Below are 11,875 nucleotides of genomic sequence, written 5' to 3'. Positions count from 1 at the left end.
GCGCCCAGAACGCTACATCATTGTCATTTTCGAGGCTTCCCCATGACTGAAACCGAATTCAATTCGCTTGCCGCGCAAGGCTACAACCGTATTCCCGTCACGCTGGAAACGTTTGCCGATCTCGACACGCCGCTCTCCATCTACCTGAAGCTGGCCAATGCGCCCTACACCTACTTGCTCGAATCGGTGCAGGGCGGTGAGCGCTTCGGTCGCTACTCGATCATCGGTCTGGCTGCCCAGACGCGTATCGTCGTCAATGGCCACCAGGTGCTGGTGCTGACCGGCAACCGTATCGCCGAGCGTGAAAACGACACCAACCCGCTGGAATTCATCGGCAAGTTCATGCAGCGCTTCCGGGCGCCGCCGGCGAACGGCCTGCCACGCTTCTGCGGCGGCCTGGTCGGTTGCTTCGGCTACGACACCGTGCGTTACGTCGAAACCCGCCTGACCCGCACCAACAAGCCGGACGAAATCGGCACGCCGGACATCGGCCTATTGCTTTCCGAAGAAATCGCTGTCGTCGACAACCTGTCCGGCAAGCTGACGCTGATCGTCTATGCCGAGCCCGGCTTCCCCGGTGCCTATCAGAAGGCCCGCGCCCGTCTCAAGGAATTGCTGCAGAAACTGCGCACGCCGGTCTCCCTGCCCAGCGAGCAGCCGGTCCATTCGGAAGCGGCCGTTTCCGTCTTTGGCGAAGCGGCCTTCAAGCAGGCTGTGCTCAAGGCCAAGGCCTACATCACCGAAGGTGACATCATGCAGGTCGTGCTGTCGCAGCGCATGACCAAGCCCTTCCTGGCGAGCCCTCTGGCGCTCTATCGCACCCTGCGCAGCCTGAATCCGTCGCCCTACATGTTCTACTTCGACTTCGAGGATTTCCACGTGGTCGGCGCCTCGCCGGAGATTCTGGTTCGCCTCGAAGGCGAGCGCGTCACGGTTCGGCCGATTGCCGGCACCCGCAAGCGCGGTGCTTCGCCGGAAGAGGATGCAGCTCTGGCCGTCGAACTGCTGGCCGATGAAAAAGAACGGGCCGAACATACCCAGTTGCTCGACCTCGGCCGCAACGACTGCGGGCGTGTCGCGCGTGTCGGTTCGGTCAAGCTGACCGAAAACATGATCGTCGAGCGTTATTCGCACGTGATGCATATCGTTTCCAATGTCGAGGGCAAGCTGCAGCCGGGTCTGGATGCACTTGACGTGCTGCGCGCCACCTTCCCGGCCGGCACCGTCTCCGGTGCGCCCAAGGTGCGGGCGATGGAAATCATCGACGAACTGGAACCGGTCAAGCGTGGCATCTACGCCGGTTCGGTCGGCTATCTCGGTTTCAACGGCGACATGGATGTGGCCATTGCCATCCGCACGGCTGTGCTCAAGGACAAGAAGCTCTATGTGCAGGCCGGTGCCGGGATCGTCGCCGATTCCGATCCGAATTCGGAATGGACCGAAACCCTGAACAAGGCGCGTGCCGTGCTGCGTGCGGCCGAACTGGCCGAGCAGGGTCTGGATACAAGGATCGACTGATTGCATCGCGTCGCACAAACAAAAAAGCCGCTCGAAATGAGCGGCTTTTTTGTTTGGCTGAGGCTAGATTAGTTCGGCTTGTGCCAGGCTTCGTCAGCCGCTAGCGGTGTGGCTATTCGGGCGGAATAGGAGCGGACAGTGCCCGACTCGAAATAGATGCGGGCCAGCAGTTCGGATAGGACACCGGTCGTAATGAAGTGAATGCCGGCAATCAGCGTGCCGATGCCGACGATCAGCAGCGGACGGCCGCCGATGTTCTCACCGAGGCCGAACTTGACCCAGGCCAGCCAGGTCATGATCAGGCCGGACAGCGCGGTGAGTCCAAGGCCGATACCGCCGAAGAAGTGGCCGGGACGGGCGCGGAAGCGCATGAAGAAATAGACGGCAATCAGATCGAGAATGACGCGGAAGGTGCGCGAAATGCCGTACTTCGAAACACCGGCCGTCCGGGCATGGTGCGTCGTCGGTTCCTGGGCGATGCGGCGCGGTGTCGTCACCGTGGCCAGCCAGGCCGGAATGAAGCGGTGCATTTCGCCATAGAGACGCACGCTCTTGATCACGCTGCCACGGAAAGCCTTCAGGCTGCAGCCGTAGTCGCGCAGATGCACGCCAGTCATCCGGGCAATCAGGCGGTTGGCGATTTTCGACGGGATCTTGCGCAGGAACAGGCCGTCCTGGCGGTTCTGGCGCCAGCCGGCGACCAGATCGAGGTCTTCGTTGAGCAGCCGGGCGACCATGCGCGGAATGTCGATCGGATCATTCTGCAAATCGCCGTCCATGGTCACGATGACATCGCCGCGGGCGGCATCGATACCCGCCTGCATGGCCGCGGTTTGCTTGAAGTTGCGGGTCAGCTCGACGACGCGAACATGGGCGCCATATTCGCGGGAACATTGCATGGCGCGGTCGACCGTCGCATCGCTGCTGCCATCATCGACCAGCACCAGTTCCCACGGATGTTCGTAGCCCACCAGTGCTTCATGCACACGCTTGACCAGCGGCGCGATGTTGTCTTCCTCGTTGTAGAACGGAACGACGATGGAAAGGCTGTGCGGGGGAATCGAGATGGCGGCGGTCATGAGTCAATCCGGCGGGAAAGCTGGCATTTTAATCGAGAAGGAGGCCAAAGGCCGAACTTGGCTCCTTGCTTCCGTGGTGCGTGCCCGCTCAGTGGCCTGCCCATTGGGCGCCGGGGTTCCTTGTTGGAAGCGGAAGCCATGCGCCCAGCGGAGGGAAGCGTCGCCAGGATCGAATCGCTTCGCGATGCCACGAGAGCTGCAAAAAAGCCCATTCGGTCAGGCATAGGCAAAAGTAGGTGGCGAACCAGCCGAACAGGCAATCGGACAGGAAGTGCCCACCCGTCGACATGCGCACCAGCCCCATCAAGGCGGCTGCCGCAATGCTGCCGAGCAGCCAGCGACGGCGAATGGACGCGCTGCTCAGCCACCCGAACGCCATGACAAAGGCCGTTGTGGCGACGTGTCCGCTGACGAATGAGCAATTGCGCTCGCACTGATTGCTCGGGGTGAAGGCCGGCGTGAAGAGCATGCCTCCGCCGAAAGCCTCGATTTGCGCCGGGCGGGCGCGTCCGACGTGGTTTTTCAGGCCGGCATCGACGACCAGAACGGGGCCAATCAATGCGGCTGCCAGCAGGAAGCCAAAAAAGAAACGCCGCGATTTCAACATCGGGTGCCGGTAGATGAAGCTGCCCAGCCAGCACAGCAGCAAGCCGACAATCAGTGCTCGCCCCAGGTTGGGGAGTCCGTGGTACGGGATGCTGATCAATGGGCTGTTCGGAGTCAGCAGCCACTGCCAGTTGTTCTGTTGGAATAGGCGGGAGACCCATAGATCCGTTTCCGGAAAGGCAACGAACAGCACGGCCAATGCGCTGGCGATGATCACCGCCAGTCGGAATTCAATATCCCTGGAATTCATGGAGTAAATAAACCTCGATATGGCGTGAATTGATTGTGTCGAGTGGCGCTGCCAGCGAGGCCAGCTTTTCGACGTGCGTGAACCTTTCGGTGAATTCCTGGTCTGGTGCAGCCTCGGTCAGCAACAGCGCATCGCCGCCACGGTGAGCGTCGAGCTTCATCGTCAATTTGAAGTGGTCGCTGGCCACGCCTTCCGGGTTCCAGCTGGCAATGCGCGGCTGCTGGCCATGCAGTTCGTAAGCCATGTGCGCGAGCAGCGTGCGGTTGTTCGCGATCAGCACGGCATTGGGGTGGGTCTGTACGAGGGGGCGAAGCTGCTGTCCGAGCTCATCCCAGCCAGTTGCACGAATAAACGGGTTCAGTTTCGCCTGGCTGCTTACATTGGCGGCTGCCAGCAGGCCGGGGGCGTGGTAGATCACGCCGATGAGGGCGAAGTTGGTGGCGACCCCGGTCAATAGCCATTTGTGCTGGTCGCGCTGGCGTAACCAGGCGACCAGCAGGATGGCCATCGGCCCGAATGCGGGTGCCGCCCAGTTGGCGTTGGCGCTGCCTTGAAGCGCCTGCACCGAGACGACGGCCCACAGCGGCAGCGAGAACCAGAGCAGCAGGCGGGCTGGTGTGTCGCGCCAGGTCTCGCGAAAACGGAACAGGATCAGTGCGACGACACTGCCGAGTAGCGGTCCGAAGCTGATCCATTGGGCCGCCCAGAACTCCGCCAGCGATTTCAAGCCACCGCCGTTGTGGCGATTCAGCGTGATATCGGCGGTATGGCGAAGTGTTGGGAAATCGTTGGCAAGGTTCCAGAGCAGGTTGGGCGCAAGCAATGCCAGGCTCAGTCCGGCAGCCGCCCAGGGCTTGGCGCTGGTCAGGAAAGTGCGGTGAAAGCAGAGCAGGTGCAGGAAGAGCGCAGCGATGAATACTGCCATCGTGTATTTCGACAGCAATCCCAATCCGCAGGCCGCGCCAAGCATCAGCCAATCCATCCAGCGTCCATGTTCAATGGCGCGCAGATAAAACCACAGGCCGAGCAGCCAGAGTAACGTCAATGGCGCATCAGTCGAAGCGAACAGGCCAAGCCAGGAATAGATGGGCAGCGTGAGTGCGGCGATGGCAGCCCAGAAAGCAGTCGAGGCGTCGTAGAGGTGCTGGGCGATCAGCCAACAGATCAGCGCACTCAACGGATAGCACAGCATGGTCAGCGCCTTGACGCCGAGCGGGCCATCGCCAAACAGTGCCGTCGACAGATGAATCAGGGCGGCGATGCCCGGTGGCTTGGAAAAATAGCCCCACGCCAGATGTTGCGACCAGAACCAGTATTGCGCTTCGTCCACATACAAGGTCGCGTTCGATAACGAAAAGGCAATCGCCCGCCAGGCAAGGACGGCGATGAACAGGGCCAGCAGCGTGCCGATCTGGCCTGGTGGCCTGGTTGGTAAGCTCATGCCCATTTTTTTAGGAGCGAGCAAAGTGCTGGTGGCTGGGGGGCATGAAGTCTCGAACATCTGAGCTTTCGGCGAAATAACCGAAACTCTGAATGCCAAGTGTTTCGCTGCCTTTAAGGTAAAATTTCAGACCTGCAAATCACGCCATCAAGGAATCGCCAGCATGCTGCTGATGATCGATAACTACGACAGCTTTACCTATAACCTCGTCCAGTACTTCGGTGAGCTGGGGCAGGACGTCAAGGTCTTTCGCAACGACGCAATCTCGCTGTCCGAGATCGCGCAGATGAAACCCGACTATCTGGTCATTTCCCCCGGCCCTTGTGCGCCGGCCCAGGCCGGTGTTTCGCTGGCAGCGATCAAGGAGTTCGCCGGCAAGATCCCGCTACTCGGCGTCTGTCTGGGCCACCAGTCGATCGGCGAAGCCTTTGGCGGCAAGATCGTGCACGCCAAGCAGTTGATGCATGGCAAGGTATCGCCGGTTCATCACAAGGATATCGGCGTCTTCAGGGGTTTGCCCAACCCGCTGACCTGCACCCGCTACCACTCGCTGGCCATCGAACGCGCCACGTTGCCAGATTGCCTCGAAATCACCGCCTGGACCGACGATGGCGAAATTATGGGCGTCCGCCACAAGACGCTGGCTGTCGAAGGCGTGCAATTTCATCCGGAATCGATCCTGACCGAGTGCGGTCACGATCTGTTGAAGAACTTCCTCGAGGAACACAAGCAATGACCCCGCAAGCCGCACTGCAGCGTGTCATCGAACACCGCGAAATCTTCCATGACGAAATGGTCTCCCTGATGCGCCAGATCATGAGCGGCGAAGTCACGCCGGTCATGATCGCTGCCATCATCACCGGGCTGCGCGTCAAGAAGGAAACCATTGGCGAAATCGCTGCTGCCGCAAGCGTCATGCGCGAACTGGCGACGCCGGTCAAGGTGCCTTACGACAGGCATTTCGTCGACATCGTCGGTACCGGTGGTGATGCGGCGCACACCTTCAATATCTCCTCGACTGCAGCCTTCGTCGTCGCTGCCGCCGGTGGCAAGGTCGCCAAGCACGGAGGGCGCAGCGTGTCCTCCAGTTCCGGTGCAGCCGACGTGCTGGAGGCGCTGGGCGCCAATATCATGCTGTCACCCGAGCAGGTTGCCGCCTGTATCGATGAAACCGGCTTCGGCTTCATGTTCGCCCCGAATCACCACACCGCCATGAAGCACGTCGCCCCGGTGCGCCGCGAGATGGGGGTGCGCACCATCTTCAATATCCTTGGTCCGCTAACCAATCCGGCCGGCGCGCCGAATACGCTGATGGGCGTGTTCCATCCCGATCTCGTCGGCATCCTGGTGCGCGTCATGCAACGCCTCGGTGCCGAGCGCGTGCTGGTGGTGCACGGCAAGGATTGTCTGGACGAAATCTCCCTCGGCGCCGCCACGATGGTCGGCGAATTGAATAACGGTGAAATCCGCGAATATGAGATTCACCCTGAAGACTACGGTTTGCAGATGCAGTCGTTGCGCAATCTGCGCGTCGGTAGTGCCGCAGAGTCCCGGGAAATGCTGCTCGGCGTGCTCGGCAACCAGCCAGGCCCGGCACGCGAAATCGTCTGTCTCAACGCCGGTGCCGCGCTCTATGTCGCCAATGTGGCCGACAGCATTGGTGACGGCATTGTCAGGGCCCGTGAGGCCATTGCCAGCGGCGCGGCGCGGGCCAAGCTTGATCAATTCATCAATGCCACGAAGAAATTCGCATGAGCGACATCCTCAACAAGATCATCGCCACCAAGCGCGAAGAAGTTGCTGCGGCAAGGCTCGCCAAACCCTTGGCTATCGTTGAGGCCGAAGCGATAGCCCAGCCAGCGCCCAGGGATTTTGTCGGCGCCATTCGCAACAAGATCGCCAATGATCGGCCGGCCGTGATTGCTGAAATCAAGAAAGCCAGCCCATCGAAGGGCATCATCCGCCCCGATTTTCAGCCCGCGGATATCGCCCGCAGCTACGAGCAGCATGGTGCGGCCTGTCTGTCGGTGCTGACGGATCGCCAGTATTTCCAGGGTTGCCCTGAATATCTCCAGTCTGCCCGTGCCGCCTGTGCGCTGCCGGTGCTGCGCAAGGACTTCATGGTTGATGCCTATCAGGTGGCCGAAGCGCGAGCCATGGGGGCTGACGCCATCCTGTTGATCGCTGCGGCACTGACGCTGGAAGAAATGCAGGCCCTTGAAACACAGGCCAGCGCTTACGGCATGGCCGTGCTGGTCGAAGTGCACAACGGCGAAGAGCTCGATGCCGCCTTGCAACTCAAAACTCCGCTGCTCGGCATCAACAACCGTAACCTGCGCACCTTTGCCGTGACGCTTGAAACAACGCTCGGTTTGCTGTCCAGGATTCCGGCTGGCCGCATCGTGGTCACTGAAAGCGGCATCCTGAAGCCGGAAGAAGTCGCCCTGATGCGCACCAACAAGGTCAATGCCTTCCTGGTCGGCGAAGCCTTCATGCGCGTGCCCGAGCCAGGTGCCGAGTTGGCCCGATTGTTCGCCTGATGGCTGTTGCGCCGAAACAACAAAACGTCAAAGAAGCGTCGCAACAACGCAAACACAGGTTGCTAGGGCGTTTTGCTCTTTGCGACAATCGATGCAACTTCTCGATCCGAGAGGTAAAGCTTAGTCCGGCTTCACCGCTAGATTAAAAACTAACCACTAAGGAGATTTTTCAGATGCAAAAGAAGATTATCGCTTTGGCCATCGCTGGTCTGGCTTCTACCGCTGCTTTCGCTCAATCCAACGTCACCATCTACGGTGTTGCTGATGCCACCTTCGACAGCGTCAAGGCTACCAAGGGCTCTTCCGCCTCTGAGCAAGCTGCTTTCGTTACTCGTCAGCGCGTTACTGCCAACTCTTCCTACATCGGCTTCAAGGGTGTTGAAGATCTGGGCAACGGCCTGAAGGCTGTCTTCCAGTTCGAAAATGGTATTAACAACGACAACAGCAGCGCTGGTTCTTGGAACAACCGTGACTCCTACGTTGGTCTGTCTGGTGGTTTCGGTACCGTTGTTGCTGGTAACCTGACTGGCCCGACCCGTGCAGTTGGCGCCAAGTACGACGTCAATCAAGGTGCAACCGGTATCGGCGCTAACGCCGCTCTGCTCGGCAAGCTGGGTACCATCGCAGGTGATTCCGGCGCTTCCGCATTCGATCAGCGTATCTCCAACGCTGTTGCCTACGTCTCCCCGACCGTTGCTGGTTTCACGGGCGTGATCGGTTACTCCACCGGTCTGTCCAGCGCCGCTATCGCTGGTACTGCCGCTGCCGTGATTGGTACGAACCGCGAAGCTACCGGTGCAGGTGATGTTCAGTTCAACACCGCTCGCACTCTGGGTCTCGGCTACGCAAATGGCCCGATCTCGGTTGATTACGCCTACACCCGTGTTGGTCTGAAGGATGCTCAAAATGACCTCCAAGACCATCGTCTGGGCTTCCTGTTTAGCCAAGGTTGGGGTTCTGTCGGTCTGCTGGCCGAGCGTACCTCCCTCCAGGCTACCACTGGCAACCTGACCCAGAACGTGTTCTATGTTCCGGTTAAGGTTAATGTTGGCAAGGGCCGTGTCATTGGTCAATTTGGCCACGCTGGTAACGTGAAGAACACTGTTGCTTCCGAAGGTGCTAACCACTACGTTCTGGGTTACGAGCACGATCTGTCCAAGCGTACCACCCTGAAGTTGGTCTATTCCCAGATCAACAACAAGGAAGGTTCGAACTACGACTACCTGTATGGCGCTGGCAATGCTAACAGCACGGCTACCAACACCTCTGGTGTTGCTAACGATGCAAACGTCAAGGGTATTTCCCTGGGCCTGCGTCACGCTTTCTAATCTGGCTTAGCTAGATTTAGAAAAAGAAACGGGAGCTTCGGCTCCCGTTTTTCTTTGGTGCTCTTGCGATCCGCAAGCGCCAACAAAAAAGCCTCGGGGTTGCCGAGGCTTTTTTGTTGGTTTGACTTGAAGCTCAGGAGAGGATCAGGTTGTCCCGGTGGATGATTTCCGGTTCGTCCACGTAGCCCAGTGTATTCTCGATTTCCTGGGTGGTCTTGCGGGCGATCAGCCGGGCTTCGCCGCTGCCGTAGTTGCTCAGGCCGCGGGCGATTTCTCGGCCGTCGGGGCTGATGCAGGCAACGGCAGCGCCGCGTTCGAATTCTCCCTCGGCGGCGATAACGCCGATCGGGAGCAGGCTCTTGCCGGCATGTAGCGCATTCACGGCGCCGGCATCGAGGATCAGGCGGCCAGCCAGTTGCAGGTGGTCAGCAAGCCATTGCTTGCGGGCAGCCAGCGGTTGGGTTTGCGAGACGAGTAGGGTGCCGACCGGTTCGCCATTGGCCAGGCGGATGATCGGGTCGGTTTCGCGGCCGCTGGCGATGGCGGTATGGGCGCCGCTGCGTGCGGCGCGTTTGGCGGCAATGACCTTGGTGATCATGCCGCCAGTGCCGATGCGGGTGCCGGCGCCGCCGGCCATGCCTTCCAGTGTTTCGTCGCCGGCCGTGGCTTCGTTGATCAGTGTGGCGCTCGGGTCCTTGCGCGGATCGGCCGTGTACAGACCTTGCTGGTCGGTCAGGATGATCAGCGCATCGGCTTCGATCAGATTGGCGACCAGTGCGCCGAGGGTGTCGTTGTCGCCGAACTTGATCTCGTCGGTGACGACGGTGTCGTTCTCGTTGATGATGGGGACGACGCCGAGTTCGAGCAGGGTATTTAGGGTCGAGCGGGCGTTCAGGTAGCGCTTGCGATCGGCAAGGTCGTCGTGGGTCAGCAGGATCTGGGCGGTATGCAGGCCGTGCTTGGCGAAGGCGCCTTCATAGACCTGGACGAGGCCCATCTGGCCAACGGCAGCGGCCGCCTGGAGTTCGTGCACGCTCTTCGGTCGTTTGGCCCAGCCCAGGCGCTGCATGCCGCAGGCGATGGCGCCGGAGGAGACGAGTACGACTTCCTTGTCTTGCTGGCGCAGGACGGCGATCTGTCGCGCCCAGTCGTTGATGGCTGAGAGGTCAAGGCCGGTGCCGTTGTTGGTGACGAGCGCCGAGCCGACTTTGACGACCAGGCGCTTGGCGTTGGCGAGGCGGGTGGGATTCATGGTTATTCGGTGTCGCGGATGATTTCGTCGCTGTCTTCGTCGTTGTCGTCCAGGTCGCCGATTTCGGGGCGGGCCATCTGTTCGAGCGCTTCGCTGATCGCATATATCAGCGGCTTGGTGCCCTCGCCGTTGATGGCGGCAATCGGAAAGACCGGGCCGTCGTATTTGGTGGCCTTCTTGTAGGCCTTGATGAAATTCTTGACCGCCGCTTCGCGGTCCTCCTCCGGGATCAGGTCAAGTTTGTTGAGGACCAGCCAGCGAGGCTTGTTGGCCAGATCCGGGTCGTGCTTGATCAATTCGCCGACAATGGCCTTGGCGTCGCGCACCGGGTCGGAATCCGGGTCAATGGGGGCAATATCGACGAGGTGCAAAAGAATGCGTGTCCGCTGCAGGTGCTTGAGGAAGCGAATGCCGAGGCCGGCGCCATCGGCGGCACCTTCGATCAGGCCAGGGACGTCGGCCATGACGAAGCTCTTTTCGTCATCAACACGGACGACGCCCAGATTCGGGTGCAGGGTGGTGAAGGGGTAGTCGGCAACTTTGGGGCGAGCCGAAGAAATGGCGCGGATCAACGTGCTCTTGCCGGCATTGGGCAGGCCGAGTAGGCCGACGTCGGCCAGTACGCGCAGTTCGAGGCGCAGTTCGAGCTCCTCGCCTTGTTCGCCGTTGGTTTTCTGGCGCGGTGCGCGGTTCGTCGAGGATTTGAAGTGGATGTTGCCGAGGCCACCCTTGCCGCCTTTGGCGATCATGACTTTCTGGTCATGTTCGGACAGGTCGGCGATGATTTCTTCGGTATTCAGGTTGTAGATGACCGTACCGACCGGCATGCGCAGGATGATGTCGTCGCCGCCGGCGCCATACTGATCGGCGCCACCACCATTTTCGCCGCGCTTTCCGATGAATTTCCGGGTGTAGCGATAGTCGACCAGCGTGTTGATGTTGCGATCGGCCACGGCGTAGATGCTGCCGCCACGGCCGCCATCGCCGCCGTTCGGGCCGCCCATGGGAATATATTTTTCGCGGCGGAAAGTTGCGGCGCCATTGCCGCCGTCACCAGCCTTTATATAAATCTTGGCTTCATCGATGAACTTCATTTTTTCCGCCTCTATATCCTGGGATACCGCCGCCAGAAATCTGGCGGCATAAACTAAAAAGCCCCATCCAGCGGACGGGGCTTTTGCTTCCGCTTGGCCGAATTATTCGGCAGCCGGAACGATGGTCACCACGCGGCGCTTTTTCAAGCCCTTGATGGAGAACTGGATAACGCCGTCCTTCAGTGCGAACAGGGTGTGATCCTTGCCGCAGCCGACGTTGTCGCCCGGGTGGAACTCGGTGCCGCGCTGGCGAACGATGATGTTGCCAGCCAGGACGAATTGACCGCCGTAGCGCTTGACGCCCAGTCGTTGGGCTTGTGAGTCGCGGCCGTTACGTGAACTACCGCCTGCTTTCTTGTGTGCCATTTGTTAGCTCCTTGTCTGAACTTAGGCAGCGATCGTGTCGATGCGCAGTTCGGTGTAGTTCTGACGATGGCCCTGACGCTTCTGGTAATGCTTACGACGACGCATCTTGAAGATCTTGACCTTGTCGTGACGGCCGTGGGAAACCACGGTGCACTTGACGGTGGCGCCAGCAAGGAAGGGGGCGCCGATCTTTACCGACTCGCCTTCGCCTACCATGAGGATCTGGTCAAGGGTAACTTCTGCGCCAACGTCTGCCGGTATCTGTTCTACTTTAAGTTTTTGACCAGCGGAAACGCGATACTGCTTGCCGCCGGTTTTTATGACCGCATACATGAGTTGGACTCCAAAACAATACAAAAAGGTGCTACAAAGAACCGCGCATTATACGCAAAAGTTTCGCT

General features: G+C 59.9%; 12 protein-coding genes. 5 read left to right on the top strand and 7 right to left on the bottom strand.

The features are described 5' to 3' along the window. Positions 1-42 precede the first annotated feature (42 nt). Positions 43-1,518: an anthranilate synthase component I gene (gene trpE / locus DARO_RS17770; RefSeq protein WP_011289206.1), complete on the top strand. Its 1,476-nt coding sequence runs from the start codon at positions 43-45 to the stop codon at positions 1,516-1,518. A 68-nt stretch (positions 1,519-1,586) separates the two neighbouring features. Here trpE and DARO_RS17765 read toward each other — a convergent pair whose 3' ends face one another. The 3 genes from DARO_RS17765 to DARO_RS21940 form a co-directional block, all read right to left on the bottom strand. Beyond that, entirely contained in the window at positions 1,587-2,597 is a 1,011-nt protein-coding gene (locus tag DARO_RS17765; RefSeq protein WP_011289205.1) for a glycosyltransferase family 2 protein, read from the bottom strand. A gap of 88 nt (positions 2,598-2,685) precedes the next feature. Beyond that, positions 2,686-3,453 (bottom strand): phosphatase PAP2 family protein, encoded by a 768-nt coding sequence (locus DARO_RS17760; RefSeq protein WP_011289204.1) that lies wholly within the window; start codon positions 3,451-3,453, stop codon positions 2,686-2,688. After that, the gene (locus tag DARO_RS21940; protein ID WP_198134067.1) at positions 3,434-4,894 is read right to left on the bottom strand and encodes a glycosyltransferase family 39 protein; all 1,461 of its coding nucleotides are present in this window, start codon (positions 4,892-4,894) and stop codon (positions 3,434-3,436) included. Before DARO_RS21940 ends, DARO_RS17760 begins: the two co-directional genes overlap by 20 nt. A 163-nt stretch (positions 4,895-5,057) precedes the next feature. On the opposite strand from DARO_RS21940, the gene DARO_RS17750 reads away from it, so the two are divergent. The 4 genes from DARO_RS17750 to DARO_RS17735 all read left to right on the top strand — a co-directional run bounded on the left by DARO_RS17750 (position 5,058) and on the right by DARO_RS17735 (position 8,762). Further along, a complete protein-coding gene (locus tag DARO_RS17750; RefSeq protein ID WP_011289202.1) occupies positions 5,058-5,630 on the top strand; it encodes an aminodeoxychorismate/anthranilate synthase component II in 573 nt (190 codons plus the stop codon). After that, entirely contained in the window at positions 5,627-6,649 is a 1,023-nt protein-coding gene (trpD, locus tag DARO_RS17745; RefSeq protein WP_011289201.1) for an anthranilate phosphoribosyltransferase, read from the top strand. The genes DARO_RS17750 and trpD overlap by 4 nt, the downstream gene beginning before the upstream one ends. Next, positions 6,646-7,434 carry an indole-3-glycerol phosphate synthase TrpC gene (gene trpC / locus DARO_RS17740; protein ID WP_011289200.1) on the top strand — a complete coding sequence of 263 codons (789 nt, stop codon included), beginning with the start codon at positions 6,646-6,648 and terminating at the stop codon, positions 7,432-7,434. Before trpD ends, trpC begins: the two co-directional genes overlap by 4 nt. 173 nt (positions 7,435-7,607) lie before the next feature. Continuing rightward, on the top strand, positions 7,608-8,762 hold the full coding sequence (locus DARO_RS17735) for a porin (protein WP_011289199.1): 1,155 nt from the start codon (positions 7,608-7,610) through the stop codon (positions 8,760-8,762). Between the two features lie 133 nt (positions 8,763-8,895). Here the strand turns inward: DARO_RS17735 and proB are convergent, their stop codons facing one another. The 4 genes from proB to rplU form a co-directional block, all read right to left on the bottom strand. Further along, the gene (proB, locus tag DARO_RS17730) at positions 8,896-10,014 is read right to left on the bottom strand and encodes a glutamate 5-kinase (RefSeq protein WP_011289198.1); all 1,119 of its coding nucleotides are present in this window, start codon (positions 10,012-10,014) and stop codon (positions 8,896-8,898) included. Between the two features lie 2 nt (positions 10,015-10,016). Continuing rightward, complete coding sequence (cgtA, locus tag DARO_RS17725) at positions 10,017-11,108, bottom strand: Obg family GTPase CgtA (protein ID WP_011289197.1); 1,092 nt, start codon at positions 11,106-11,108, stop codon at positions 10,017-10,019. A gap of 102 nt (positions 11,109-11,210) precedes the next feature. Continuing rightward, a complete protein-coding gene (gene rpmA, locus DARO_RS17720) occupies positions 11,211-11,474 on the bottom strand; it encodes a 50S ribosomal protein L27 (protein ID WP_011289196.1) in 264 nt (87 codons plus the stop codon). Between the two features lie 21 nt (positions 11,475-11,495). After that, positions 11,496-11,807: a 50S ribosomal protein L21 gene (gene rplU, locus DARO_RS17715; RefSeq protein WP_011289195.1), complete on the bottom strand. Its 312-nt coding sequence runs from the start codon at positions 11,805-11,807 to the stop codon at positions 11,496-11,498. Positions 11,808-11,875 lie beyond the last annotated feature (68 nt).

The organism is Dechloromonas aromatica RCB (assembly GCF_000012425.1).
The sequence above is the reverse complement of the archived record's forward strand: the minus strand, read 5'-3'. Positions and strand labels throughout refer to the sequence as shown.

What these genes read in the sequence shown, in the direction of transcription:
- trpD (WP_011289201.1), top strand. Translation starts at nt 5,627, where the DNA reads ATGACCCCGCAAGCCGCACTGCAGCGTGTCATCGAACACCGCGAAATC.
- DARO_RS17735 (WP_011289199.1), top strand. Translation starts at nt 7,608, where the DNA reads ATGCAAAAGAAGATTATCGCTTTGGCCATCGCTGGTCTGGCTTCTACC.
- proB (WP_011289198.1), bottom strand. Translation starts at nt 10,014, where the DNA reads ATGAATCCCACCCGCCTCGCCAACGCCAAGCGCCTGGTCGTCAAAGTC.
- DARO_RS21940 (WP_198134067.1), bottom strand. Translation starts at nt 4,894, where the DNA reads ATGAGCTTACCAACCAGGCCACCAGGCCAGATCGGCACGCTGCTGGCC.
- rplU (WP_011289195.1), bottom strand. Translation starts at nt 11,807, where the DNA reads ATGTATGCGGTCATAAAAACCGGCGGCAAGCAGTATCGCGTTTCCGCT.
- trpC (WP_011289200.1), top strand. Translation starts at nt 6,646, where the DNA reads ATGAGCGACATCCTCAACAAGATCATCGCCACCAAGCGCGAAGAAGTT.
- rpmA (WP_011289196.1), bottom strand. Translation starts at nt 11,474, where the DNA reads ATGGCACACAAGAAAGCAGGCGGTAGTTCACGTAACGGCCGCGACTCA.
- DARO_RS17765 (WP_011289205.1), bottom strand. Translation starts at nt 2,597, where the DNA reads ATGACCGCCGCCATCTCGATTCCCCCGCACAGCCTTTCCATCGTCGTT.
- cgtA (WP_011289197.1), bottom strand. Translation starts at nt 11,108, where the DNA reads ATGAAGTTCATCGATGAAGCCAAGATTTATATAAAGGCTGGTGACGGC.
- trpE (WP_011289206.1), top strand. Translation starts at nt 43, where the DNA reads ATGACTGAAACCGAATTCAATTCGCTTGCCGCGCAAGGCTACAACCGT.
- DARO_RS17760 (WP_011289204.1), bottom strand. Translation starts at nt 3,453, where the DNA reads ATGAATTCCAGGGATATTGAATTCCGACTGGCGGTGATCATCGCCAGC.
- DARO_RS17750 (WP_011289202.1), top strand. Translation starts at nt 5,058, where the DNA reads ATGCTGCTGATGATCGATAACTACGACAGCTTTACCTATAACCTCGTC.